The 25,074-nt window shown below is 68.0% G+C and carries 25 protein-coding genes and 1 pseudogene; 11 read left to right on the top strand and 15 right to left on the bottom strand.

Annotated features, from left to right (window positions below; genetic code table 11):
- Positions 1–16: 16 nt before the first annotated feature.
- From CKW28_RS14545 to CKW28_RS14535, 3 genes are read right to left on the bottom strand one after another with little or no spacing between them, the layout of a single operon-like run.
- Entirely contained in the window at positions 17–1,177 is a 1,161-nt protein-coding gene (locus CKW28_RS14545; RefSeq protein WP_003926983.1) for a thiolase family protein, read from the bottom strand.
- The gene (locus CKW28_RS14540; RefSeq protein ID WP_003926982.1) at positions 1,174–1,548 is read right to left on the bottom strand and encodes a Zn-ribbon domain-containing OB-fold protein; all 375 of its coding nucleotides are present in this window, start codon (positions 1,546–1,548) and stop codon (positions 1,174–1,176) included. The genes CKW28_RS14545 and CKW28_RS14540 overlap by 4 nt, the downstream gene beginning before the upstream one ends.
- The gene (locus tag CKW28_RS14535; protein WP_050812012.1) at positions 1,545–2,708 is read right to left on the bottom strand and encodes an acyl-CoA dehydrogenase family protein; all 1,164 of its coding nucleotides are present in this window, start codon (positions 2,706–2,708) and stop codon (positions 1,545–1,547) included. Before CKW28_RS14535 ends, CKW28_RS14540 begins: the two co-directional genes overlap by 4 nt.
- 303 nt (positions 2,709–3,011) lie before the next feature.
- On the opposite strand from CKW28_RS14535, the gene CKW28_RS14530 reads away from it, so the two are divergent.
- The 3 genes from CKW28_RS14530 to CKW28_RS14520 all read left to right on the top strand — a co-directional run bounded on the left by CKW28_RS14530 (position 3,012) and on the right by CKW28_RS14520 (position 6,695).
- Positions 3,012–4,973 (top strand): ATP-binding cassette domain-containing protein, encoded by a 1,962-nt coding sequence (locus CKW28_RS14530; protein WP_003926980.1) that lies wholly within the window; start codon positions 3,012–3,014, stop codon positions 4,971–4,973.
- Between the two features lie 150 nt (positions 4,974–5,123).
- The gene (locus tag CKW28_RS14525; RefSeq protein ID WP_003926979.1) at positions 5,124–5,747 is read left to right on the top strand and encodes an MspA family porin; all 624 of its coding nucleotides are present in this window, start codon (positions 5,124–5,126) and stop codon (positions 5,745–5,747) included.
- 219 nt (positions 5,748–5,966) lie between these two features.
- Entirely contained in the window at positions 5,967–6,695 is a 729-nt protein-coding gene (locus CKW28_RS14520) for a TetR/AcrR family transcriptional regulator (protein WP_234784925.1), read from the top strand.
- Positions 6,696–6,729: 34 nt separating this feature from the next.
- Here the strand turns inward: CKW28_RS14520 and CKW28_RS14515 are convergent, their stop codons facing one another.
- From CKW28_RS14515 to CKW28_RS14480, 9 genes and pseudogenes are all read right to left on the bottom strand, one after another.
- Positions 6,730–7,836, bottom strand: a complete 1,107-nt coding sequence (locus CKW28_RS14515) for an MBL fold metallo-hydrolase (protein WP_003926977.1) — start codon at positions 7,834–7,836, stop codon at positions 6,730–6,732.
- Positions 7,833–8,165 (bottom strand): EthD family reductase, encoded by a 333-nt coding sequence (locus CKW28_RS14510; protein WP_003926976.1) that lies wholly within the window; start codon positions 8,163–8,165, stop codon positions 7,833–7,835. Before CKW28_RS14510 ends, CKW28_RS14515 begins: the two co-directional genes overlap by 4 nt.
- 73 nt (positions 8,166–8,238) lie before the next feature.
- On the bottom strand, positions 8,239–8,880 hold the full coding sequence (locus CKW28_RS14505) for a TetR/AcrR family transcriptional regulator (RefSeq protein WP_003926975.1): 642 nt from the start codon (positions 8,878–8,880) through the stop codon (positions 8,239–8,241).
- A gap of 68 nt (positions 8,881–8,948) precedes the next feature.
- The gene (locus CKW28_RS14500; RefSeq protein ID WP_003926974.1) at positions 8,949–10,454 is read right to left on the bottom strand and encodes a class I adenylate-forming enzyme family protein; all 1,506 of its coding nucleotides are present in this window, start codon (positions 10,452–10,454) and stop codon (positions 8,949–8,951) included.
- A 57-nt stretch (positions 10,455–10,511) separates the two neighbouring features.
- Positions 10,512–11,291 (bottom strand): SDR family NAD(P)-dependent oxidoreductase, encoded by a 780-nt coding sequence (locus tag CKW28_RS14495; RefSeq protein ID WP_003926973.1) that lies wholly within the window; start codon positions 11,289–11,291, stop codon positions 10,512–10,514.
- A 147-nt stretch (positions 11,292–11,438) separates the two neighbouring features.
- Positions 11,439–12,230, bottom strand: a complete 792-nt coding sequence (locus tag CKW28_RS14490; protein ID WP_003926972.1) for an enoyl-CoA hydratase/isomerase family protein — start codon at positions 12,228–12,230, stop codon at positions 11,439–11,441.
- Between the two features lie 90 nt (positions 12,231–12,320).
- On the bottom strand, positions 12,321–13,877 hold the full coding sequence (locus CKW28_RS14485) for an aldehyde dehydrogenase (protein ID WP_003926971.1): 1,557 nt from the start codon (positions 13,875–13,877) through the stop codon (positions 12,321–12,323).
- A 191-nt stretch (positions 13,878–14,068) separates the two neighbouring features.
- Positions 14,069–14,197: pseudogene (locus tag CKW28_RS24320) on the bottom strand (cytochrome P450); the annotation flags it as partial.
- 46 nt (positions 14,198–14,243) lie between these two features.
- On the bottom strand, positions 14,244–14,597 hold the full coding sequence (locus CKW28_RS14480) for an EthD domain-containing protein (protein ID WP_003926970.1): 354 nt from the start codon (positions 14,595–14,597) through the stop codon (positions 14,244–14,246).
- A 294-nt stretch (positions 14,598–14,891) separates the two neighbouring features.
- Here CKW28_RS14480 and CKW28_RS14475 point away from each other — a divergent pair, with 294 nt between their 5' ends.
- Entirely contained in the window at positions 14,892–15,248 is a 357-nt protein-coding gene (locus CKW28_RS14475; protein ID WP_003926969.1) for a putative quinol monooxygenase, read from the top strand.
- Positions 15,245–16,012 (top strand): SDR family NAD(P)-dependent oxidoreductase, encoded by a 768-nt coding sequence (locus tag CKW28_RS14470; RefSeq protein WP_003926968.1) that lies wholly within the window; start codon positions 15,245–15,247, stop codon positions 16,010–16,012. The genes CKW28_RS14475 and CKW28_RS14470 overlap by 4 nt, the downstream gene beginning before the upstream one ends.
- 45 nt (positions 16,013–16,057) lie before the next feature.
- Here CKW28_RS14470 and CKW28_RS14465 read toward each other — a convergent pair whose 3' ends face one another.
- From CKW28_RS14465 to CKW28_RS14455, 3 genes are all read right to left on the bottom strand, one after another.
- Positions 16,058–16,597 carry a flavin reductase family protein gene (locus CKW28_RS14465; protein ID WP_003926967.1) on the bottom strand — a complete coding sequence of 180 codons (540 nt, stop codon included), beginning with the start codon at positions 16,595–16,597 and terminating at the stop codon, positions 16,058–16,060.
- A 101-nt stretch (positions 16,598–16,698) separates the two neighbouring features.
- Positions 16,699–17,958, bottom strand: coding sequence for a PucR family transcriptional regulator (locus CKW28_RS14460; protein WP_131588061.1), 1,260 nt, complete (start codon positions 17,956–17,958; stop codon positions 16,699–16,701).
- A 176-nt stretch (positions 17,959–18,134) separates the two neighbouring features.
- Complete coding sequence (locus CKW28_RS14455; RefSeq protein WP_003926965.1) at positions 18,135–18,980, bottom strand: nuclear transport factor 2 family protein; 846 nt, start codon at positions 18,978–18,980, stop codon at positions 18,135–18,137.
- Positions 18,981–19,217: 237 nt separating this feature from the next.
- On the opposite strand from CKW28_RS14455, the gene CKW28_RS14450 reads away from it, so the two are divergent.
- The 6 genes from CKW28_RS14450 to CKW28_RS14425 all read left to right on the top strand — a co-directional run bounded on the left by CKW28_RS14450 (position 19,218) and on the right by CKW28_RS14425 (position 25,065).
- Positions 19,218–19,658 (top strand): nuclear transport factor 2 family protein, encoded by a 441-nt coding sequence (locus CKW28_RS14450; protein WP_003926964.1) that lies wholly within the window; start codon positions 19,218–19,220, stop codon positions 19,656–19,658.
- A gap of 4 nt (positions 19,659–19,662) precedes the next feature.
- Entirely contained in the window at positions 19,663–21,057 is a 1,395-nt protein-coding gene (gene ribB, locus CKW28_RS14445) for a 3,4-dihydroxy-2-butanone-4-phosphate synthase (RefSeq protein WP_278044447.1), read from the top strand.
- A complete protein-coding gene (locus tag CKW28_RS14440) occupies positions 21,054–22,121 on the top strand; it encodes an LLM class flavin-dependent oxidoreductase (protein WP_003926962.1) in 1,068 nt (355 codons plus the stop codon). The genes ribB and CKW28_RS14440 overlap by 4 nt, the downstream gene beginning before the upstream one ends.
- Positions 22,122–22,187: 66 nt before the next feature.
- Positions 22,188–23,393 carry an LLM class flavin-dependent oxidoreductase gene (locus CKW28_RS14435; protein WP_003926961.1) on the top strand — a complete coding sequence of 402 codons (1,206 nt, stop codon included), beginning with the start codon at positions 22,188–22,190 and terminating at the stop codon, positions 23,391–23,393.
- A gap of 27 nt (positions 23,394–23,420) precedes the next feature.
- Positions 23,421–24,527: an alpha/beta fold hydrolase gene (locus CKW28_RS14430; protein ID WP_003926960.1), complete on the top strand. Its 1,107-nt coding sequence runs from the start codon at positions 23,421–23,423 to the stop codon at positions 24,525–24,527.
- Positions 24,517–25,065 (top strand): nuclear transport factor 2 family protein, encoded by a 549-nt coding sequence (locus CKW28_RS14425; RefSeq protein WP_003926959.1) that lies wholly within the window; start codon positions 24,517–24,519, stop codon positions 25,063–25,065. Before CKW28_RS14430 ends, CKW28_RS14425 begins: the two co-directional genes overlap by 11 nt.
- Positions 25,066–25,074 lie beyond the last annotated feature (9 nt).

The following is a 25,074-nucleotide window of genomic DNA, read 5'->3' as shown; positions in this document are numbered from 1 at the left end:
GGCGGATGTTGTTTGCTCACAATGTCTCCTGAGTGGCCAGCACCGTGCACGCGCTGATGCCGGGTGCACCGTAGACGTGGGTGAAACCGAACCGGGGTTCGTTCGGAACCTGTCGGTCCCCGGCTCGACCACGCAACTGGGTGACGATCTCGTAGACCTGCCGCAGCCCCGAGGCGCCGATCGGTTCGCCGTTGGCGATGCACCCACCGTCGGTGTTGACCGGCATCCGGCCGCCGATCGCGGTCTCGCCGGCGCTGATCAGCTTCTCCTGCTCGCCGTGCTCGCAGAACCCGCATTCGGCCATGTGCATGATCTCGGCGCCGCTCTCGGTGTCCTGCAGTTGCAGCACGTCCATGTCCTCGGGTCCGACGCCGGCGGCCTCGAACACCGCTTGTGCGGCGTCGGCGCTGACGCTGCTGGGCGTGCCGGTGCCCTGGATGGCGGGGGCGAACACCTCGAAGGATCCGAACCGGCGGGTGCGGGTGGCCGCGGCCACCAGCGTGACCGGCTGGGAGTCCAGGCGGGCGGCGGCCTTCTCGCTGGCCAGCACGATCGCCGCGCCGCCCTCACCCGGGGAGCAGAACATGTACCGGGTGAGCGGATCGTTGACCATGTCGGCGTTGGCGATCTCGTCGGCCGACAGCGGTTCACGCCGCCAGGCGTTGGGGTTGAGACTGCCGTTGCGGTAGGCCTTCTCGGCGACCAACGCCAGGGTGCGCGAGCTGATGCCGTGTTCGCGCATGTACCGGGCGATCTTGATGCCGAAGAACTGGGTGGTGACCATCAGACCGGCTTCGCCGTAACCGGTGGGCAGGCCCCAGTCCTCGGGACGCGGATCGAAGGCCCCGCGCGGGTGTTTGTCGAAGCCGACGGCCAGCGCGATGTCCGCCGCACCGGACCGGATCGCGTTGATCGCGCAGACCAGCGCGCTGCCGCCGGTGGCGCAGCCGTTCTTGACGTTCGTGAACGGTATTCCGGTCAAACCGATTTCGTTGACCAGGGTGTCGGCCAGACCGGCGCTGTCACTGCCGCCGAACGCGATCTGGACGTCGTCCCACCCGATTCCGGCGTCGGCCAGGGCGGCGTGGATGGCCTCGACGGCCAGTTGGCGTCCGGTCTTGTCGGGTTGGCGGCCGAACCGGGACAGACCGGCGCCGACGATCTGGACTCTGGTCATGAGCGAGCTCCATTCAGCGCGGAGGCGGTGGCGAAGCGGGGGACGGGACGGGTGCCGACGAGGGTGACTTCCGCGTTGTTCTCGAGTTCGGCGAAATCGGTGCAGTCGAGGACGGCCTCGACCTTGATGCCGACCGGGAGTTCGACGTAACCGACCGCGAACGGTGTGAACCCGGTCTCCGGCGGCACGTACGGCGGCGATTTGGGGGCGAAGCGCTGGACGGTGTACGCCCAGACCGTGCCGCGGGTGCCCAGATCGATGGTCTCCAGGGATGTCTGCCGACACTTCTGGCAGACCTCGGCGATCGGGAACGCGACAGTTCCGCACGCCGTGCAGCGACTGCCCTCCAGCGCGGGGCTGACCGCGGTCATGTCAACTCCTTCTCTTCGGTCGGCTGGTCGGCCCTGAGCCCGACGAGCTCGGCGATCCTGGCCCGGGCCTGTCGGGCGGAACCGAGCAGAGCCTCGTCACCGAGTGCGCGGCGCAGGTAGTAGTGGGCTTCGTGTTCCCAGGTGAAGGCGATGCCGCCGTGTAGCTGGATCGCCTCGTGGGCGGTGCGGATCACGGCGTCGGTGCACACCGCGCTCGCCACCGCGGCGGCGAGCGGAGCGTCGTCGGTGGACTGGTCCCACGCCTCGGCGGCGTACTCCGCGGCGGACCGGCTGCGTTCGGAATCCACCAGCAGATCGGCCAGCCGGTGTTTGATGGCCTGGAACGACGCGAGCGGGCGGTCGAACTGACGCCGGGTCATCAGGTACTCGCGGGTGGTGGACAGCAGCCGGTCGATGATGCCGACATGTTCGGCGGCCAGCGCGGCGGCCTGGAAGTCACGCAACCGGGACAGCACGGGCCCGAACCGGTCCGGACCCACCAACCGCCGCGCGGGAGCGGCCTCGAACGTCACCGTCGCGCACGGCCGGGTGGTGTCCAGGCACTGCAGTCTCTGCCGCTTGACCTCCGGCGCGCGGAGATCCACCAGGTACAGCCCTGCAGCGCCGGCCTCGGTCGCCGCGATCACCAGGACGTCGAGGCTGCCCCCGTGCGCCACGTTGGTGAGCGACCCGGTGGCGGTGTCAGCGGTGACCGTCACCGGCGCGGGGGACCGCAGGTCGGCGCCGGCGACCGTCTCGCCACTCATCAGGGCGGGCAGCCACTCGGCGCCCACCTCGTCGGCGTCGGCGAGCGTCACCGCCTGAACCGCGACGGCGGCGGTCAGGAACGGTTCGCTCACCAGCGCCCGTCCGGTCTCCTCGAGCACCGCCGCGAGCTCCCGGAGGCCGAACCCGGCGCCGTCCCGCGCCTCCGGCACGGCCATCGCACCGAAGCTCATCTCGTCGTGCATGGTCGCCCACAGCTCGGGGGACCACCCACGCTCGGTTTCGGTGGCCCGCCGGACATCTTCGTGGGATGCGAGCTGGCTCAACAGTTTCCGGACGACCGAACGCAGTTCGTCACGTTCGGCGTTGGGGGCCATGGTCGCTGGGTCGCCGATCGGCCAAGGGGCCAACGGGGTGGTTGCCGGACGTGTCATGAATTCCTCTCAGTGGTCAGAGCCGGCGGTCTGGGTGACTGGTCGGCGGGTCCGCGGCGGCCGGTCGCGCGGCATCCCCGCTGTGGAGACGCCGTGCGGCCCGCCGCAGCCTCAATTCCTCGGGAGGAGTACATGCCCAGTCATTCCTCAGAATGTATATGACCGTTATACATGAAGTCGATGTCATGTTCGTGTTAAAGTCGGGCTGTGAGCGGAGTAACACCGGTAGGAGGGTTGTTGATGGCGACACGCCCAGCAAACCGATCGGCGTTCCTCGCCAACGTGATTCGGACGGGTCGGTAAATGTCGTCCGGCGAGATGTTGGCTGACGAGCACGTCGGTACGCACAGCGCGCAGGGCGGCGACCGCCTGAGCGTGCATGCGCTCGGCTTTGCCGTGTCGGATCAGCGTCAGCTGATCAGTGACGTGACCTTCACCGCGGGGCCCGGATCGCTGACGGCGATCATCGGTCCCTCCGGTGCGGGGAAGTCCACCTTGGCGAAGTTGATCGGCGGGGTGCTCGCGCCGACGTCGGGCACGGTGCGGTTCGACGGTCACGACGTGCATGCCGAGTACCCGGCGCTGCGTTCGCGGATCGGAATGGTGCCGCAGGACGATGTCGTGCACCATCAGCTGACTCTCGAGCAGGCGTTGCGTTATGCCGCCGAGCTGCGGCTGGCGCAGGCCACCAGGGACGACCGCCAGCGCGCTGTCCAGCGCGTGCTCGCCGAACTGGAGTTGACCGACCACGCCGGAACCCGGGTGGCGGATCTGTCCGGCGGGCAGCGCAAACGTGCGTCGGTGGCGATGGAACTGCTCACCGAACCGTCGTTGCTGATCCTCGACGAACCCACCTCCGGGCTGGACCCGGCGCTGGACCGCCACATCATGACCACGCTGCGGCGGCTGGCCGATGCGGGCCGGGTCGTCCTGGTCGTCACCCATTGCCTGACCTACCTGGATGTGTGCGATCAGGTGTTGTTCCTGACACCGCGGGGCAAGATCGCGTTCTGCGGTCCGCCCGCCGACATCGCGGGCGCGATGGGGGCCGACGACTGGGCCGACATCTTCGCCGGGGTCGGAGCCGATCCGGAGGCCGCCCACCGCAGGTTTCTGGCGCGTTGCGGCGCGAAAGACCCTGACGCCGCCCAGCTTCCGTCGAGCGCTCCGCTGCCGGCGCCGATGCGCAAGCCCCGGCGGGCACGGTGGGCGCAGCTGGTGACGGTGGCCCGTCGGCAGCTCCGGCTCATCGTCGCCGACCGCGGTTACTTCGTGTTCCTCGCGGTGTTGCCCTATGTCCTGGGGGCGCTGACCCTGGTGGTGCCCGGTCACGTGGGCTTCGGTGTGGCCGATGCGCGCGGGCCCGCTCCCAATGAACCCGCGCAGATCGTGATGATGCTGAACATCAGCGCGGTGTTCATGGGTATGGCGTTGACCATCCGCGATCTGGTGGGAGAACGCAGCATCTTCCGGCGCGAACAGGCCGTCGGATTGTCCGCCTCGGCATATCTGGTCGCCAAGGTCGCGGTGTACTGCGTCATCGCCGCCGTGCAGACCGCCGTGCTCACCGCGATCGTGGTGGCCGGCAAGGGCGCACCGACACGCGGCGCACTGCTGCTCGGTCACCCGGTGCTGGAGCTGTACGCGACGTTGGCGGTGACCGCGGCCGCGGCCGCGATCATGGGGCTGATGCTGTCGGCGCTGGTGCGGTCCCAGGAACAGATCCTGCCCGCGCTGGTGATCTCGGTGATGCTGTCGATCGTCTTCTCCGGCGGGCTGATCCCGGTGACGGACCGACCGGTGCTGGACCAGATGTCCTGGCTGGTCCCGGCCCGGTGGGGATTCGCCGCCTCGGCGGCCACCACGGATCTTCTCTACATCGCGCCGTTGTCACCTGCCGACGACATCCTGTGGACCCACGAGCCCCGCTGGTGGTTGTTCAACATGGCGATGCTGGCAGTGCTGGCGGTCGTCATGCTGTCGGTCACCCGGTGGCAGCTGCGGCTGAAAGTCTGGAGCCGCAACCCGGTTCGCTCGCCACGGCACCGCCGCGCCGGCTCGGTTCCGCCGATCCTGGCCCCGGGCGACCCGGCGCACGCCCACCGGCGGATCGATCAGATCATCGCCGCACCGAGGAAAGTCATCACGGTGTGGACAGACCGGGATCCCGGGCCGCCGCGATCCGGCGAGCCAGCCCTGTGGGCTCCGCACTTCGTGTCCGACGGCGACCGGGCCGTGGAGCGGCGATACGGCCGGATCGCATAGCCGACCTGTCGGATGCCGATTCGGTGCGCAGCGTCGCGTGCCGGAACGCAGTCCGATGCCGGAGCACCCCATCGCCGGTTCCGGCGGTGACGGAGCTCGTCCCTGCACGTGGCCGCACTGGGCGACCACGGAGAACAGATGGAGGTAGCAATGACCAACACATCGATCTCGGTGACCGCTCGCCGGTCACGGCGCCGGGCTGTCGGCGCCGCCGCACTGGCGGCGGCGATGGTGACCGGCGCGACGGTGCTGGGCGCCGCGGGACTGGCCGCGGCGAACCCGGCGGCCGAGGTGCAGGCCGAACCCGCGCCGCCGGAGGGTCCGGTTCCGGTGCCGTCCGCGGAGCCCGTCTCGACCAAGACCACCGACGGGTGGACGCTGGCGCTGTCGGCGAACAGCGAGACCCTGACCCCGGCCACGCCGCCGTCGCCGGAGTTGGAAACCCGTGACTTCATCGTCAGCGGACTGTTCAACGGCACCCTGCGCAACGAGTACGGCGGTACCAGCCCCACCCCCAAGGGCACTCTGGAGGTCGGCTACCAGGTGCAGTGCGTGCCCAGCGGCATGCTCGCCGCCATGAAGCCCGCCGCCACCACCATCCAGGTGTCCAAGGAGGAGTTCAGCGGCGCCAACCCGTCCGCTGCGGTCAGCGATTACCGCGTCCAGGTCGACTGCCTGGGCCCGGCCCTGATCCGGAGCTACGCGATCCTGACCCGGACCACGTCGGCTGCCGATTCGGTGGTCGCCTACTACGGGATCTCCCACCCCGTGTAATCGGAGGGCGGATCTCCAATACCCGCGCCGTCTCCGGCGCCGAGCCGGGGGTGTCTACGCCACGCACGAAGACCATGTGTGACGACCCACGCACGGGACCTGATGCGGGGTCCCGAATGTGGGGGCTCACATATTGGGCCCGAATGTGGGGGCCCGAATGTCGGGGCGTAGACACCCCCCGGCGCATATGCGCGGGTCGACACCAAAGGAGCCGGTAAAGTGAATCGAACTTCAGGTGTGGTGCCGCGGCGCCGCGTCGACAACGGATCGAACGAGCAAGGGGTGGCTTCGGATGCGACGGGTGGCGACCGGATGAACCGGCCGTTGCCGCCGACTGCCCGGGGTCGGCGCAGCAGGCGGGCCCTGCTGGATGCTGCCAAGGAGGTGTTCGCCCGCGACGGATTCGCCGATGCGCGGATCACCGACATCGCCGACGCCGCCGGCACCGCGCACGGCTCGTTCTATCGGTACTTCGACTCCAAGGAAGAGATCTTCATCGAACTCCTGCGCGAGCTGGTCGAAGAACTCCGCCAACCGGTGCGGACGGATGCCGGTACCGAGCCGAAGAATCCGTACGAGCGGATCCTGCGGGCGAACCGCACCTACCTCGAGGCCTATCGGGCGAACCGGGCGATCATGATCGTCTGGGAGCAGGTCGCCTCACTCAACGAGCACGTCGAGCAGTTGCGCCGGGAGTACAGCGACCGATTCGCGGCGCGGATCGAGCGGGCGATCATCCGCTGGCAGGAGGCGGGCCTCGCCGATCCGGCCATCGATCCACGTTATGCCGCCGCGGCGCTGTCCGGGATGTTGAGCAACTTCGCGTACCGGTGGTCGGTGCAAGACGCCGATTACGACCTGGACACCGCTGCTGAGCAGCTTTCCCTGTTGTGGGCCAACGCGCTGGGCGTGCGGGTGCCCGCCCACCACGAACCGGCCCACGCCTGAGCGCACCGGGACGCGGTCGGGCGATCGGGAGAATCTATCTCCGCGCCATGGCGGCTCGGTCCGGGATCGCGCTGAACCACCGCGATGCGGGGTCGACCGACCGCTGCGATTCCGCGCCCGGCGAGCAGACTTCGAACCGTTCCACCCCCCTGCGGCGCCGGACCGACAGTCGACCCGACTCGACGAGCGCGTCCAGATGGGCGAGCGTCTCGCACACCGCGATCATCTGGTTGAACCCGTCCAGCCGGTCCAGCGCGACGTCGCGTCTGGTCCATTCGAGCCGCTGGGCCACCTGGTATGCGGTCGCACCCGGCATCGACGCGACCACCGACATGATGGTCGAGAACCTGCCGGTGTGGTGCTGCAGCAACTCCCGGATGCGGGTGTGCACACTGTCGCCGGGTGCGCCGTGCGCCGGCAGCAACCGGGCATCCGGACGTTCCAACAGCATCGTCAGTGAGTCCAGGAACCGGACCAGCGGGAGATCCCAGTCGCCGAGTTCGAACCCGATCGACGGTGTGATGGTGGGCAGCACATGATCACCCGCGAAGAGCAGTCCGGCCTCCTCGTCGTGAAAGACCAGATGCCCCTTGGTGTGTCCAGGCGTGGCAATCGCGAGAAGCCGGCGGGACCCGATCCGGATCTCGCCGGGTTCGATCCACTGATCGGGTGGCGCCCAACCGGACGCGTCGAAGGGTTCGGCGCGGGTCAACTCGGCGGCGACCGCGGCGAGTTGGGGTGCGCCCGCCCGGTGTAATTCGCGAAGCGAGTCGACCGGAACGTTGGAGCCGAGCTGCCGCACCGCCGCGAGACCGGGCGCCTCCGACTCGCCGAGATGGACCCGGGTGCCGAAGCGGCGCCGCATCTCGACCGCCAGCGTGTAGTGGTCGCGGTGGATATGGGTCACGAAAACATCGTGAATCTCGTTGACTCCGCGACCGATCGACGACAAGGCCGCCTGCAGCTGCTCAAGGGCGCCCGGAACGTTCCAGCCGCCGTCTATCAGGGCGAGACCGTCGGGGGTGTCGAGCGCGTAGACGTTGATCGCGCGGAGGCCGTCGCCGGGCATGGGCAACGGGATGCGGTGTACGCCGTCGGCGACGGCGTAACAGCCGGCGGTGTCCCACCGCGGTGCGGTCATGTGTTGTCGGAGATGTCGACCATGGTGGCTTCCTCGCCCATCAAGATGATGCGCCGGCCCCGCATGTTGCCGACATGTGCCACCGCGGCCTTCCACTCGTCACTGGCCAGAGCCTTGTCGAGAGCTTCGCGCGATTCGAAGCTGAGAATCGAAACACCGTCCCAGCCTTGAGATTTCTCGTCCATCGCCTCCTGCACGTCGGTGTGCAGCCAGCGCTTGAGGCCGGGCAGCGGGCGGGTCACCTCGGCGTGTTCGCCGCGCCACCATTCGATGAACTGCTCATGGGTCCAGTCGCTGGGCCGGGTCGCCAAGACGATGAGGTTGTACATCTTTCTCCTGAGGTAAATTCACTTCAGTTTAATGGTCAGTGTGGCGCGCCGCGAATTCGCGGCGCTCATCGGATCAGGCCAGCACCATCCGCATGACGGACTCGGTCACGAACTCGGCGATGTCCGGCAGCGAACGCTTTCCGCCCGGGCGGTACCACCGCCACACGCTGACGATCATGGCGAGGACCAGTGCCGCGGTCATGTCCGGATCGCGGTCGACGAACACCCGCTCCTTGATGCCGCGCCGGATGAGGTCGGCCCACTCCTGCTCGATCTCGCGCACCAGGGTCCGCGACAGATTGCGTTCGGTCTCCTCCTTCTCCGACGGCCGGGGTGAGGCCAGCATGTCCACGTGGCTCTGCAGGATGCGGCGCTGCAGCGCGTCCCGTGGGTAGTTGCCCTCGTAGGCCGAGGCGACGGCGGCCCGCAGGGCCTCGGTCGCATTCGAGGCGGACGCGGTCGCCGCCTTGAACCGCTTGAGGCTGTCGTCGAGCTCCATCCGCATGATGGTGAGCAGGCAGTGGTTCTTCGATTCGAAGTAGTGGTAGAGCGCCGTCTGCCCGATGCCCACTTCGTCCGCGACCGTCGACCACTTGGTCTGCTCGAAACCGACCTTGCCGAAATGGTCGATCGCGGCCTCGAGGATCATCTTCCGCTTCGAGCGCGGACCCTCGGTGTCGACCTCGGCGTCGGCGGTCTTCGTTCTCGGTGCCATGTTGCCCCTCTCCGGCCACGGATACGGCCCAACAGATCAGTGCCTGCAGTGTAAGACCTGAGGTGAACTCAGGTCTGCTTCTCGCGGGCCAGCTGTGTCGCCAGCGCGATCGCGTCGGCGCGTGACAGTTTGCCGACTCGGTTCAAGGGCAGCTCGGGCACCGAGAACACGAATTCGGGCCACTTGTTCTTCGGGAACCCGGTCGACGCCAGGAACTCGGTGACGTCGGCGAGACCGAGTCCGCCGGCCTCCGAGACCACCAGCGCCGCAACGCGTTCACCCAGCAGCTCATCGGGCACCGGCACCACGCAGACCTGGCTGGCCTGCGGCATCCGGGCCACCGCCGCCTCGACCTCGTTGATGTCGATGTTGCGACCGCCCCGAATGATCATCTGCTTCTGTCGGCCTCGTACCATGACGGTGCCGTCGGCACCGACTTCGAGCAGGTCACCGGTGGGCAGGAAGCCGTCGTCGGTCAATTCCGGTGGGGTGGGCGCACCGTCGCGGGCGTATCCGAGGAACAGCGACGGCCCCTTGACCTGACCGGCGCCGACCTCGCCCGGGGCGCACACCCGGCCCTCGTCGTCGACGGCACGGACCGTGGTGCCCGGGAACGGTCGGCCGTCGCGGCCGAGTCGGATCTCGGGGGGATCGGAGGGATGCGGCGTGGTGTGGCCCAGACATTCGCTCATCCCGAACACCCGCAGGATCGTGGTGCCCAGGGTGCGTTCGGCCCGCTCGAGCGCGCCGGCGTCCATCGGACCCCCGCCCACCGTCATCGCGCGCAGCGATCGCAGCGCCCCCTCGGCGCCGTCCTGGATCGACAACTGCAGTGCCATCGTCGGAACCAGCATGGTCCACGCGACCTCATGCTCGCGGAGCAGTTCGAGCGCGACGTCCGGCGACCACTTGTTCAGGCAGACCATCGGGAAGCCGTTGCGCGCCGGCAGATACATCCCGAAACACGCGGCCGCCACCGACGACAGCGGAACCAGCGCCGCCACTCGGTCGCCGAGGCGCAGGCCGACGGCGTCGATGGTGCACGACCCGGCGTAGGTCAGTGAACTCTCGGAGTGCACAACGCATTTGGGCCGGCCAGTCGACCCCGAGGTCTGCGCCGCCAATGAGCCTCCGCGCCAGCGGGTGACGTCGCCGGGTGGCCCGTCCGCACTGGCGACGACCCAGTCGCCGAGCGCACGGGCGCGGCGCGGGAACCGCTCGTGGGCGCCGTCCGACGTCCACTGTCGGAACACCGGGTCGTCGGCGACCACGATATCGGGCGCGACATCGTCGAGCGCGAACCGGAATTCGGATGCGGCCGCCTGGCGGCTGAACACCGCGAGGAAGCCGCCGCGCAGCCCCACCGCCACTGCGGCGGCCAGAGTGCGCCAGGAATTGTCGGCCTGCACCAGAACCGTGGGGGAGCCACCGAGTTCTCGGTCGAAGACCTCGGCGAGTTCCCCGGCGTGCTCGACGATCTCGGCGACGGTGTGCACGCCGGCATCGTCGATGACGGCGACGGCGTCGGGCTCGTCGGCGGCGCGGCGGACCAGCTCAGCTGCCAGCTGCTGCACGGCTGACTCCCTTCGGCAGGACGGTGAGGCGTTCGGCGGTGGAGGTCATCGTCGTCGTCATCGTGCGGTCCATCCTCCGTCGACGACGATCGCCTGCCCGGTGACATAGCTCGAGGCGTCGGAGGCCAGGAACAGCAGTGCGCCGTCCACCTCGCCCTCGCGGCCGCCGCGGTTGAGCATGGTGTTGCGCCGGACCCAGGTGGCCGACCGTTCGTTGGTGAACAGACCGTCGGTCATCTCGGTGTCGAACCATCCCGGCACCAGCGCGTTCACCCGGATGCCCTGCCGGCCCCACTGGCCGGCCAGTTCGCGGGTGAGGCCCAGCACGCCGGCCTTCGACGCGGCGTATCCGGCGCCCCCGATCGGTGCGGTCGACACCAGGCCGATCACCGAGGACACGTTGACGATCGACAGCCGGTGGTTCTCCGGGTTGGCGCGCACCACGTCGCAGGAGAGGTGGAACCCGGCCGCCAGATTGAGGTCGAGGATCGATGCGAATTCGTCCGCCGATTCCTTGACGGCGTCCGGCCCGCCGGGCTTTCCGGCGTTGTTGACCAGGACGTCCACGCCACCGGTTTCGGCGACCACCCGCTCCACGAGTGCGCGCCGATCCTGCTCGTCGGTCACGTCGCAGGTGACGGCGCGGATGGCCGGGTTCTCGGCGGCCAGGGTCTCGAGTCGGTCGGTGCGTCGCGCCGCCGCGTAGACGGTGGCTCCGGCAGCGGCCAGCGTCTGCGCGAAGCCGCGGCCCAAACCAGAGGAAGCGCCGGTCACGATTGCCGACCGGCCGGTGAGCCGGAACATGTCGAGCACCGATGCGCCGGTGTTCGCGGTCATCAGGGAGTACCTCGCCTCATTGTCAGCATCGATTCCTCGGGTCAATTCAACGGACTGTCCCACAGATCGGGACGGCCGGCCCAGGTGTCCGGCGGTGGGTGGGAGGAGTGGCCCGTCGCCGGACACCTGGGGCCGGGGTGGGGTGGCTCAGCGGCCGACCCACTTCGGTTCGCGCTTCTCCAGGAAGGCCGCGACTCCCTCCTTGGCGTCCTCGGACTGCAGGGCGTTGCCCACCGCGAGATGCTCCATGACCATCAGCGACTGGATGTCGGCGTCCAGACCGCGGTCGATGCACATCTTGGTCAGCTTCATGGTGAACGGGCTCTTGTCGACGAGCTGGGCGATGAAGTCCTCGCACAGTTTGTCGAGCTGGTCGGCCGGTGCGGAGGCGTTGATCAGGTCGAAGTCCTCGGCCTCCTTGCCGGAGAGCAGCTTACCGGTGAGCATCAGCTCCTTGGTCTTGCGGATGCCGATCATGCGTGGCAGCCGGTAGATCGGGCCGGCGCCGCCGAACAGGGCACGGCGGATGTGGAAGTCGCCGATCTTGGCGTCCTCGGCGGCGAGCGCGAAGTCGCACGAGATCATCAGCTCGAAACCGCCGGCGGTGACGAAGCCTTCGAGGACCGCGACCGAGGGGGTGTTCATCGAGTAGAGCCGGTCGCAGACCTTCGCCGACAGCACCGCGACATCCATCGCGGTGGTCGAGCCGACGTAGTCGGCCTGCAACACGTCGAGGTCGAAGCCGGAGCAGAAGGTGCCGCCGCGTCCCCGCAGCACCAGTACCCGCAGGTCGGGATCGTTGTCGACCTCGACGATGATCTCGTCCAGGCGGTACAGCAGTTCGGGGGTGACGGCGTTCAGCTTGTGCGGGCGGTTGAGCCAGACGCGCGCCACCTGCCCATCCTTCTCGAGAACGATGTGGTCGGTGTCGATAGCCATGGGAACATCCCTTCTGGGTTGAACTGGATTCACTTCAGTATCGGATCTCCGGGGGAGCGGTGTCAACCGCTCCGTCGGGTCAGAGTCCGGTCAGCGTCCGGCCCCGTCCACGACCCGGTCCGCCTTCGCCACCACCGACTCCGGGATCCGGATGCTCGGGTCGACGGAGATCGTCTTCGGGACGAGGTACTCCTCGAAGCCGGCCACGCCGTGCTCCCGGCCGATCCCGGAATCCTTGAAACCGCCGAAGGGCGAATTGAAGTCGGCCGAGAACGAGTTCACCGAGAAGGTTCCGGTGCGGACTCGTCGAGCGATCTCGAAGCCCCGTTCGATGTCGGAGGTGAACACCGAGCCGGCGAGGCCGTATCGGCTGTCGTTGGCGATGCGGACGGCGTCGTCCTCGTCGTCGTAGGGGATCACCGCGACGACCGGACCGAAGACCTCCTCCCGGGCGATCTCCATGTCGGTGTGGACGTTGGTGAGCAGTGTCGGCTCGACATACCACCCGCGGTCGAGGCCTTCCGGAATCCCGCCTCCGAAGGCGACTTTGGCGCCCTGTTCGACGGCGCGATCGATGAATCCGAGCACCCGTCGGCGGTGAGCCTCGGTGATCAACGGTCCCATCTGGGTGTCCGGATCGTGCGGATCACCGACCTTGACCCCGCGCAGTGCCTCCACCAGCCTGTCGACGATCTCGTCGTGGCGGCTGCGCGGGACCAGGAAGCGGCTCTGACACACGCAGCTCTGTCCGCTACTGGGAATCACACTGACACCCAGCAGGGTCGGGATGGTGGTCTCGAGGTCGGCATCGTCGAGGACGATGGCTGCCGATTTGCCGCCGAGTTCCAACACGGCCGGTCGAATCCGCTCACCGCAGACCCGGCCGATCTTGGAGCCGACCGTGGTGGAACCGGTGAAGCTGACCATGTCGACGTCCGGATGCGAGACGAGGTGCTCGGAGGCCGCCGGCCCGGCGGCGACGATGTTGATCACCCCCGGCGGGAAACCGACTTCGCGGATCAGCTCGCCCATGGCGAAGATCGCCAGCGGGTTGGGTTCGGGCACCTTGATCACCACGGTGCAGCCCGCCGCCACCGCGGGCGCGACCTTCTGGGCGGTGCCGGCGAACGCGAAGTTGTACGCCACCAGCGTGGCGACGACACCGACCGGCTCCCTGACCACCAGGCTCTGGGTCTGGTACGGCATGATCATGCCGCCTTCGGACCCGCCGGCCAGCGGACCCAGATCTGCGGTGCGAACCTCGGACAGCGGGTAGTTGCGCGCCACTTCCGCGTTGTAGTTCCAGTGCAACGTCGGCGCGACCGCCTGGTACACCTCGGCGAGCTGCCGGGTGCAGCCGAGTTCGTCGACCACGAGATCGATGAAATCGGCGCGGTGCTCGTGGATCTTGGCGGCCAGCGCCTCACACAGCGCGGCGCGCTCTTCGACCGGACGCCGCGGCCAGTCGGTCTCGTAGAACGCGCGGCGCGCCGCTTCTACCGCAACGTCGATATCGGCCGTCGACGCGGAGGGAACGGAGCCGATCGGTTCTCCACTGGCCGGCGAGATGACGGTGAACGTCTCGGTGGACGCGGGTTCGCGCCAATCGCCATCGATGAAGAAGCTGGAATAGGTTCTGGCGAGCATTTGTAAATCCTTCGATACCGGTGAGCGACTTGGAGGGGTGAGTGGTGGTCCGCCGACTCAACGGACCACCGCCCACTTCCGTTGTTCGGATTCGGTTGGGCTGAACCGGACGTGTGATCCGACGGGCCGAAGAACAGGAAGCTCTTCTTCGACGGTGACTTGCCGGTGGTGAACTTCACCCCGTCGAAGCGGGATGTCAGCGCCTCCAACATGATCCGGAGTTCCAGCCGGCTCAGCAGCACTCCCGGGCAGAGGTGTGGCCCGCCGCCGAAGCTCACATATTTGGCCGGTGTGCCGGTGCGGTCGAAGTTCTTGGTGTCGGGATCGTCGAAGACCCGCCGGTTTCGTGGTCTGAGGGAGGCCCGGCTACTTCTGCTCCGGGATGAGCGTCACCCGGTGCACCGAGTAGGTGTCGAAGTGGCTGACGAAACCGATGTTGTCCTTCATCGCGTCGGCCCAGGCGCTGGAATTCGGAGCCTCTCGGAGCGCTTCCTCGGATTCGAAGCACAACACCGCGAAGGCATCCGGACGGGGCGCGCCTTCCTGGCCGGTCTGCGGTTCCCGATTGAGGAAGGTGTAGTACCAGGCGACCCCGGGGATGCGCTTGCCGATCTCGACGTGCTTGTTCAGGTAGTGGTCGCGGAATTCCTCCGGGGTGGTTCCGGCCCACCGGTAGAGCCCGAAGAGGTAGATGGGGAGGTTCTCAGGCTGAGCTGACATGAGCCGTCCTTTCTGTGAGTGTCGGACGCACCGGAGCAGGTGACGTGGCCGAGTAGTTGAACTAAATTCTGTTTGGGATGCTAGTGAGGGTGGTCACAGGCGTCAAGGCTGGGTGGGCGCCGCCTCGACCATACGTCGTCGCTGGCACGGCTCACTTTCTGGCGCTCGGCGGCGCCTTGGTGGCTGCGGGTTATGCCGTCTGAGCTGCGGTTTCAGGTCGCGACCGAAAGCACGATTTTCTTGAAGTGAAGTGAGTTCACAAACTAAGGTAGGTAGAAAGATACGGAGGAACCCATGACCGAAGTGCGCGCAGTCGTCCACCTGAAAGTCCGTCCCGGCGACCTTGATCGAGTCATCGACGCCGCGCGGACGTTCGTCCGCCAGGCGGCCGAGAGCGAGCCGGATGTGCTCAACCTGGCGTATTACGTCGACCCGGACGGCGAGACGATCGTGGTGCACGAGCACTACCGCAGTGCGGCGGCGATGCTCGCCCACCTGGGTGCGATGGACCCGGAGGCGGCCGCCACGCTGGGAGCACACACCACGGTCGAGTCGGTGGAGGTCTTCGGCGAGGTCACCGACGAACTGCGGTCGGCGCTGGCCGCGTGGGGTGAGGTGGCCTACTTCCGTCCTGCGGTGAGCCTGCGATGACGGCCGGCTCGACGCGGTTGGCCGGCAAGGTGGTGCTGGTCACCGGGGCCGGCGGGGGATTGGGCACCGCGATCGCCCGGCGCCTCGCCGACGAGGGCGCCCGGTTGGTGCTGGCCGATCTGCAGGAGAGTCAGTGCGCGGCGCTCGCCGACGAACTGCCCGCACCGGCGGGTGCGCATCACCCGCTCGGCTTCGACGTCGCCGATGAAACGGCCTGGATCTCAGCGATATCGACGGTCTCCGCGCAGTACGGTGCCCTGCACGCGTTGGTGAACAACGCCGCGATCGGAGCGCTCGGGAACGTCGCCGAGGAACGTCTGGAGCGCTGGGACCGGATCCTCGATGTCGGGGCGACGGGCGTCTGGCTGGGGATGAAGCACGCCGTACCGCTGATCCGGCGCAGCGGCGGGGGATCGGTGGTCAACATCTGCTCGATCTTCGGCACGGTGGGCGGATTCGGGGACAGCGCGGCCTATCATGCGGCCAAGGGCGCGGTGCGGACTCTCACCAAGAACGCGGCGCTGCATTGGGCACCGGACGGTGTGCGGGTCAACTCGCTGCATCCCGGCTTCATCGAGACCCCACAGCTGCGCGAACTGTACAAAGGGACCGAACGGTACGAGCGGATGCTCGCCGGCACACCGCTGGGCCGGCTCGGTCGGCCCGACGAGATCGCCGCGGTGGTGGCTTTTCTGGTCAGCGACGACGCCTCGTTCATCACCGGATCGGAGGTCTACGCCGACGGCGGCTGGACGGCGCGGTGACCCCCGCGGGTTCCGGCGTCCCGAGTCCCGGCCCGCCGAGCGCGGTCAGGCGAGAGCGCGGAACGTGCTGCCGTGGAAGACGATCGGCGCGATGTCCGGATTCGACGCCACCCGTTCGACGTTGAGGATGACGATGTCGTGATCGCCCGCGCGGACCTGATCGGACAGCGTGCAGTCCAACCACAGCGTCGCCTCGCCGATGAAGACCGAACCCTGCGAGTCGGCGACCCAGTCCACCGAGGCGAACCGGTCGCCCGTCTTGGCGGCCAGCGCCCGCGCGACCGCTCCGTGGTGATGGCTCAGCACGCTGACGCCGAGGCGTTCGGCACTGCGCAGCTTCGGCCAGGTCTCCGAGGTGTGCGCCATGCAGACCGACACCAGCGGCGGGTCCAGGGATACCGAGGTGAACGAACTCGCGGCCATGCCGACGGGCTCCCCGTCCAGTAACGCGCAGATCGCGGTCACTCCGGACGGGTAGTGGGCGAATGACCGGCGTAACACCTCCGGGGTGAGTTCCGCGCCGCCGATGAAGCCGGCTCCGTCACCCAACACTGCGGTTCGGCTGCCTTCCTGTGCCATGGCCATAGGTTAGCCTCGCTCCTTTCGCGGGTCTTGTACGGTCCGTATCAATGCGCTGAGCGCTCTTGTGCCGTCCCCTCGGACAGCCCACCCGGGCGGCCGCCGGCTCAGCGTTCGGCGGGCACCGGTGGGATCGCGTCGGCGAGGACCAACGCGGTCCACAGCTGCAGCCGGCGCTCGCTCAGGCTCCGCTCGAGCGCCTGCTCCGCCTGCCGCAACCGGTAGGCGACCGTGCCGCGGGCCAAGAACATCCGTTCGGCCACGGCTTTGGGGCTGCACAGTTCCAGGTAGTGGCGGATGGTCTCACGGAGCTCCCGGGACCGCTCGTCGTCGGCCGCCAGCGGACCCAGTTCCCGGACGGCGAACTCCTTGGCCCGTTCCGGGTTCTCCAGGAGCACGGCGAGCAGATCGACGCCGCGGTAGTCGACCACCCGGCTGTCGATCCGCGGACACAGATGTGCGACGTGTTCGGCCGAGCGGGCCTCACGGTGGGTGAGCCGAAACCCCTGGAGTCCGGGGTGCCAGGTGCCGTGGCCGATCCGCACTCCGCCGGAGTGGGTCCAGTCCGTCGGCACCGACCGCGGCGGTGACGGGGTGGCTCCCCAGGCCCACACCGCGGACTCCGCGCGGTTGAGCACCAGCACCTCGGCGGCGCCGGCGGCTCGCAACCATGCCGCGGCGGCTTCGGCGAGGTCGTCGGCCGCATCGGTGCCGGCCTCCCGCCACGCCACCACGCCGAGGTGGTTGCGACCGGTCACCGGGTACCGCAGCCGCTGGGAGATCCGGTCGGTGTCGGCGTCGTCGCGGGTCAGCAACGTCTGCACCAGCTCCTCGCGGGTGGCCTGGTCACCGGCGAACCACCGCTCCGCCTCGGCGCGGTACGCCACATCGGCCCGTTCGGTGTACCGGTCGAACACCGCCAGCGTGATGGACGAGATCCGGCGCAGTTCGGCGACCTGCTGCGAGGGTGGTGCCAGTTCGATGCAGGCGTCCATGAAGATCCGGGTCACCCAGGCGTGGGTGTTGCGGATCGCGGAGAACAGCCGGTCCAACGGCACCTTGCGGTGCACGCAGTCGCGGACCACCTGTTCCTGTTCGTCGGGCATCTCGACGTCCGATCGGTCGTCGAACAGCAGCATGAGCACCTGAAGCACGCACGCCTCGGCGCCCACCCGGACCATCCGCGTCCGGCCGCCGGTGCCGTCGAGCTCGGGGATCTCCTGCAGCACGTGGAGAGCGAACTCGTAGGCGTGTTCGACCGCCCAATCGACCGGGCCGTCACCGGCCACCCGGCGCGCCCACTGCACCGCGGGTTCCGGTGATGCGGCCGCCACGGTCGGCGTCGACCGCGGCCGAAGCCCGCTCATCCAGGCACCCTCGTAGGACATACAGCCTCCGCCAGTGTTTGAGCTCAGTTCAGTTCAGTATAGTGACGAGCATCACGGACGGGTGGCCTTTGGTCCTATTCCTTCCCATGTACCCGGTATACCGGCTGCACCTGTGCCGGCAGTTCACCCGTGAGGTCTCACCCGTGAGGGGGCGGCTAGACCGCGGCGGGCCGGTGATGTGCCAGGACGGCCGGCGCCTGATCCCAGTAGTACACCTCGATGTCACGGACCTTGCCGTCGGTGACGATCATGCGCTCGGTGATGCGCAGATCGTGGGTCTCACCGGTTGCCCGCAGGACGGCGCGACCCTCCACCAGGGTGAACACCAGGTTCGGATCGGTCGCCGAGGCCTCGAAGGCGATGGTGGGCCCCTCGACGAACTCCCAGACCGCCCCGAAGTCGGTCATCAGATCGTGCAGGCCCTGCTTGCCGCGGTACACATCGCGATAGGGCATTCCCGGCGCCTCCCGGATGGTGAAATCCGGGTGGGCCCACTCCATCGCCTTGTCGAAGTCGCCGTCGTTGAGCACCGCGCTCTCGAACCGCTGGGCGACTTCCAGCGCCGAGGGCCCGTGCTCGCGGTGTCCCTCCAGCGTGACGGCGCCCGCGGTGGCCTGCACGAGGGTCAGCGTGTCCCAGTAGAACACCCGGATCTCGACGATCCTGCCGTGCGCGATGGTGTGCAACTCCGAGATGCGCAGGGTCAGCTCCCGGCCGGTGTTGCGCGCCCGGACCGGCAGTGAAACCAGTACCAGAACCCGATCGTCGCCCACCGGCTGGATCTCGTAGTCGATCGGCGCGGTCGGCTCCCAGGTCGTGTTGAACGCCTCCGCGAGCGCCAGGAAACCGTCCTTGCCGCGGTGGCGGCCGGGGTAGGGCGTGTTGTCGGCCTCGTGAACGACGATGTCGTCGTCGAGGATCCGCAGGACATCGTCGATGTCGCCGCTCATGAACGAGTCCTCGAAGCGCTGAATCAACTGGACGTTGCTGTTACTCAACACCGGCCTCCTGTCGACGGGTGGGGACGGGCGTCAGCGGTGGACGCCGACGGCTCCCGCCAGGCTAACGGCGAATATCGCTCGGACACAGTGAATTTCATGAGTCAACGCGGTTTCCGCGGAGATTTGTGCAGACCGTCCGAGTGTGGCCTCTGCGATTGCACTCACAGCGCAAGAGAAACGTGGCGCGATTCACACACCATGGTCGCCAGTCGTCCGTGGAGCAACGAGAGAGGCCACATGTCCGATGACTTGCGCAAGGCGAACATCGAGGTCGTCCGCGCCTATCTGAACGGGATCAACACCTGGGATTTCGATGGCATGCGCGAGCTGATGGCGCCCGACTTCGTGTTCGAGCAGCTGTTCGCCCCGCCGGGGATGCAGAAGCGCTACGAGGGCCGGGACGCGCTGCTGGACTTCCAGCGCCGGCTGGCGGAGACGGTCATCACCGAGAACCTGCACGACTTCGAGTTCGACACGCTCGCATCGGATCCGGGTGTGGTCATCGTGACCTACCGCAGCGACATGAAGTTCGTCGATCCGAACCAGTCCTACGCCAACGACTACATCTGCCGGTTCGTGGTGCGCTCCGGGCGTATCACCCATTTCCAGGAGTACTACGACAGCTGTCGGCTGGTACTCGGGTTCGGCGGCTCGGTCTCACGGCTGCAGCTGGGGTAACGCCGTGACGCCGAAACACCCGATGTCACCGAGCAACACCGACGGTCCGGTCGAACGGGCGGTGGCCGCACTGGCCGCGGGACGGGCCGTCGTCGTGGCCGACGCCGCCGACCGGGAGAACGAGGGCGACCTGATCGCCGCGGCGGAGCACACGACGACCGAGCTGATGGCCTTCTTCCTGCGGCACGGGAGCGGGATCGTGTGCACGCCCATGTCCGATGCGCGGGCGAACCGGCTGGGGCTGGCGCCGATGGTCGTCCACAACACCGACAACCACAGCACCGCGTTCACGGTCTCGGTGGATCACGTGGACACCGGCACCGGCATCTCCGCCGCCGACCGCGCCCGGACGGTGCGGTCGCTGTGCGAACCGGGTCTGCAGCCCGATGAGCTGCGCCGGCCGGGGCACGTGTTCCCGTTGCGGGCCCGGCCCGGCGGGGTCGCGGAACGTCCCGGCCATACCGAGGCCGCGGTGGAGCTGACCCGCCTGGCCGGCTGCAGCGAGGTCGCGGTGATCACCGAGCTGATGGACGACGCGGGCACACCGCTGTCCGGTAGCCGGCTGACCGAGTTCGCCACGATGCACGATCTGCCGTTCGTGACGATCGAACAGCTGGCCGAGTATCTCGTCACCGTGCCGGCCGGTGCCCCGGCCGGCGCGCCCGGTCTCGTCGGGGCGGCACAGCCCGGTGGTGTGCGTCGCACCGGGATCGCCGAGATACCCACCCGCCACGGGAGTTTCCAGGCCATCGCCTACCAGTCCGAGACCGGCGAGCACGAACATCTCGCGCTCGTCCGCGGCGACCTCGAGCAGCTGCACGATCTGCCGGAGGGTGTGCTCACCCGAATCCACAGTGAGTGCCTGACCGGTGACGTGGTCGGATCGCTGCGGTGTGACTGCGGTGCCCAACTGGACGCGGCGATCGCCGCGCTGGCGGCCGAGCCGGCCGGAGTCCTGATCTACCTGCGTGGGCAGGAGGGCCGCGGAATCGGGCTCGGACCGAAGCTGTGTGCCTACGCACTGCAGGAAGCGGGACTCGACACCGTCGACGCCAACCGCGCCCTGGGCCTGCCGGTCGATTGCCGCGACTACGGCGTCGCCGCGGCGATCCTGCACCACCTCGGAATCCGGCGGGTGCGCCTGATCACCAACAACGGCGCCAAGTCCGCCGCGCTGAGCCGGCACGGGGTCGAGGTGAGCTCGACCGTCCATCACCCCCCGCACGTCACCGCCGACAACGTCAGCTACCTGCAGACCAAACGGGACCGGATGGGGCATCTGCTGCCCGCCACTCTGCCGGTGCCGGCGGAGCCCGATCCGATCCGGCTGACCCCTTCGAACCCGTCTACGTCCGACGACAAACCCCTCATCAACACCGTGAGAAAGGTTGCACCATGAAACTGGGTGTTGTTCTGCCCATCGCCAACGGGGCCCAGATCCTGTCCAAGGCCTCCGAGCATCCGCTGCCCAAATGGGATTTCGAACGCGAGCTGGCGCTCAAGGCCGAACAGTTCGGCTTCGACTACGCGTTCACCCAGGTGACCCTGCGGGGATGGGGCGGTGCGACGAAACACTGGGACTACCAGATCGATTCGCTGACCCTGATGGCAGCCATCGGAGCGGTGACCAGTGAGATCCGACTGATCGGGTCGGTGGCCATCCCGGCGATGCACCCCGCGATGGCGGCGAAGCAGTGCGCCGCGGTGTCGGAGATCTCCAACGGCCGTTTCGACCTCAACCTGGTGTCGGGTTGGAACAAGCCGCAGTACGCCCAGATGGGGTTGTGGCCCGGTGACGAGTACTTCGCCACGCGTTACGACTACGCCGAGGAGTACGCCACCATCCTCAAGGAGCTGTGGACGACCGGCAAGAGCAGCTTCAAGGGCAAGTACTACCAGCTCGACGACTGTCAGCTGGGGCTGATGCCCGAGAAGCCGATCAACCTGATCTGTGCCGGCCAGTCCGACCGGGGCCTGGACTTCACCGCCCAGTACGGCGACATCAGCTACATCCTCGGGACGGGCACCGGCCCGGAGGGTGTCGCCCAGGTGGTGCGCCGGGTCGAGGCCGCCTGTGAACGCGCGCAGCGCTCGGTGAAGGCACTGCTGGTCACCCTGGTCGTGCTCGCCGAGACCGACGAGGAGGCCCAGGCGAAGGTCGACCGGTACGTCGAGCACGCCGATGTCGAGGCGATCGCCACCATGCAGCGGGAGGCCGGTCTCGACGCGGCGGGATCCACTGCCGCCCTGCTGCAGAACGTCGGCAACGCCACCTTCCAGAACCTCGAAAAGGTTGTCGGCTCACCGGAAACCGTCGCCGCCTACTTCGATGAGCTCGCCGAGATCGAGAACCTCGAGGGCGTGATCATGGTCTTCGACGAGGCGCTGGCCGGGATCGAGATGTTCGGCCGTGAGGTCATGCCCCGCATGCGGCACCGGATGAAGACGTCCGCCACCTCCTGACCACCACGCTCCAGCGAACAACAGTCGCCGCCGCGCGGCGCCCGAATGACAAAGAGGCATCAGAAAGTGACTGAATCCACGTCTGCGGATACGTCGACCGACACGTCCATCTACCCCAAGCGGTTCGGGGTGTTCCAGGCCCCGTTCCACAAGTTCGGCATCCATCCGACGGTGCTGTTCGAACGGGACCTGCAACTGATCCAGCGGGCCGAGGAACTCGGCTTCCACGAGGCCTGGATCGGTGAACACCATTCCGGTGGCCACGAGCCCATCGCCTCGCCGGAGGTCTTCATGGCCGCGGCGTCGCAACGGACCCACACCATCAAACTCGGCACCGGGGTGGTGTCGCTGCCGTACCACAATCCGTTCATGGTGGCGGAGCGCCATGTGCTGCTGGACCACCTCAGCAGGGGCCGGGCGATCATGGGCTTCGGTCCGGGCCAGCTGGCCAGCGACGCGCACATGATGGCGGTCGAGACCGCTGAACAACGCGAGATGATGCGCGAGGCCGCCGAGGTCATCGTGCGCCTGATGCGCGGTGAGACGGTCACCGCCAAGACCAGCTGGTTCGAGTTGCGCGACGCCCGCCTGCAGGTGCTGCCGTACAACGGCGCCGGGCTGGAAACCGTGGTCGCGTCGGTGGCGTCGCCGTCGGGTCCGCGGACCGCCGGTGAGCTCGGCCTCGGCATGATCAACCTGGCGAGCAGCGGGCCCGGTGCGTTCGAGGCACTGCGCGACCACTGGTCGATCGTCGAGAGCGAGGCAGCCAAGAGCGGGGCCGAGGTCTCCCGGGACCAGTGGCGGTTGGCCGCCATCATGCACATCGCCGAAACCGAGGAACAGGCGCGTCGCGACTGCGAATACGGGTTCGCCGAGATCTGGGACTACCTGGGTCAGATCTCACCGCTGCCGCCGTCGAAGGAGACCAGCGTCGAGGGCAAGCTCAACGAGGCGATCGAATCCGGCATGGTGTGCATCGGCACGCCGGACACCGCGATCGAGTTGATCCGCAAACTCGCGAAGCAGACCGGCGGGTTCGGGGTCTTCATCATGAACCTCGCCGACTTCGCCGCGCCGGCCGCCAAACTGCGGTCCATCGAGCTGTTCGCCGAGTACGTGATCCCGGAGTTCACCGGACACCTCGACGCGCTGCGGGCCTCCCATGAGTGGGTGCTCGGCGCGAAGAACGAGGAGGACACCACGATCTGGCGCGATCAGACCAACGCCGCGATCGCCGCGGCGACCGCGGAGTTCCAGCGCTCACGCGGCTGACCGCCATCGAGAGACACGAGGAGAAACATGTCCAACACCGTTGCCGCACCGCGGTGCGAGATTGTCACGGAGGCCGACGGTTACGACCACGCGACGATCTTCGCCGGTGATCAGCGCCTGCACGTCGTCGTCAAGGGTTCCGGCCCGCTGGTGCTGCTCGTGCACGGCTTCCCGGAGTCGTGGTTCTGCTGGCGTGAGCAGATCGATGCCATCGCCGCACGCGGATATCGCGTCGCCGCCCCCGATATGCGCGGATATGGCCGGTCCGGGAAACCCGCGGCCGTCGAGGATTACTCGATCCTGAAACTGGTCGACGACTGTGTCGCGATCGTGACCGCACTCGGCGCCGAGGAGGCCACGATCGTGGGGCACGACTGGGGTTCGATGGTGGCCTGGACGGCCGCCTGGACCCGGCCCGAGGTCTTCACCGCGGTGATCGGTATGAGCGTGGCGTTCGGCGGCCGGGGGCTGATCCCGATTGCCGGCGTCGACTCGTTCGGCACCCGCCGCCCCAGCGAGGTCCAACGCGAGATCGCCGGGCCCGACAAGGTCTTCTACCAGGAGTACTGGGTGCAGAAGGGCGCGCTGGAGTCGGAGTTCGAGGCCGACCCGCGTGGCTTCCTGCGGGATCAGTATTACTCGTTCTCGGCCGGTCCGTTCCCGCCGGATTATCAGGCGCCCAACCCGCTGGAGGCGGACCCGGCCGAGGTGGCCGAACAGACCCGCAGCGGCGGGGCCTGCCTGGACCCCGGCGCCAAGATGCGCGACGGCCTGCTGACGCCGGATCCGGTCCCGGACTGGTTGGCCGCCGATCTGGACGAGTATGTCGCAGAGTTCGAGCGGACCGGCCTCGAGGCGCCGCTGAACTGGTACCGCGCAATGGATCTGAGTTGGGAAGAACTCGAACCGTATGCGGACCGGCCCATCGAGGTGCCTGCGCTGTTCATCGGTGCGGACCTCGACGTGGCGACGCAGTGGAGTGTGGAGGCGGTGGCCGCCTTCGACCGCACGGTGCCGAAACACCGGCCCAGCGTGATCCTGCAGAACTGCGGCCACTGGTTCACCCGGGAACGTCCGGCGGAGACGACCGCGGCGATCCTGGAGTTCCTGGAGGGGCTCGGCCATGGCCGGTGACCCGATCACGGCGGACGTGCTCACGTCAGAGGCCGTCGCCCGGGATCAGATCCGGCAGTGCCTGGCACTGGCCGCCATCGCGACCGACCGGATGGACTGGGATCTGCTCGCCGACTGCTACACCTCGGATGCGACCGTCGACCTCGGCGGTTTCTTCCGCGGGTCGATCAGCGAGTACATCGCCTCCAACAGCAGTCCGAGCGGGTTGCCGTCGCTGGAGCGGACCATGCACGCCCTCACCACGTCCGCGATCGATGTCCGCGGGGACCGTGCGGTGGCGGAGTCGTACTGCACCTGCTACCACAGCGGGCCGCCGGATCATCCGTGGTGCGCCGGGTTCGTGGTGGTCTACGTTCGGTTCCTCGACGAACTGACGGTGTCCGACGGTCGGTGGCGGATCGCCCGCCGGCGCGGCGTGTTCGAGTGGGGCCGCAACGAAACCACCGGCGCTGCTTTGGAGTTGGATCCGGAGAGCCTGGGACGCCGGGACCGCAGCGATGCCAGGTACCAGCTGTACGCGGGTGCCGGCGGAAGCTGATCCGGATTG

The organism is Mycolicibacterium thermoresistibile, assembly GCF_900187065.1.
Classification (GTDB): domain Bacteria; phylum Actinomycetota; class Actinomycetes; order Mycobacteriales; family Mycobacteriaceae; genus Mycobacterium; species Mycobacterium thermoresistibile.
Note: the sequence above shows the minus strand (reverse complement) of the source record. Positions and strands in the feature narration are given on the sequence as shown.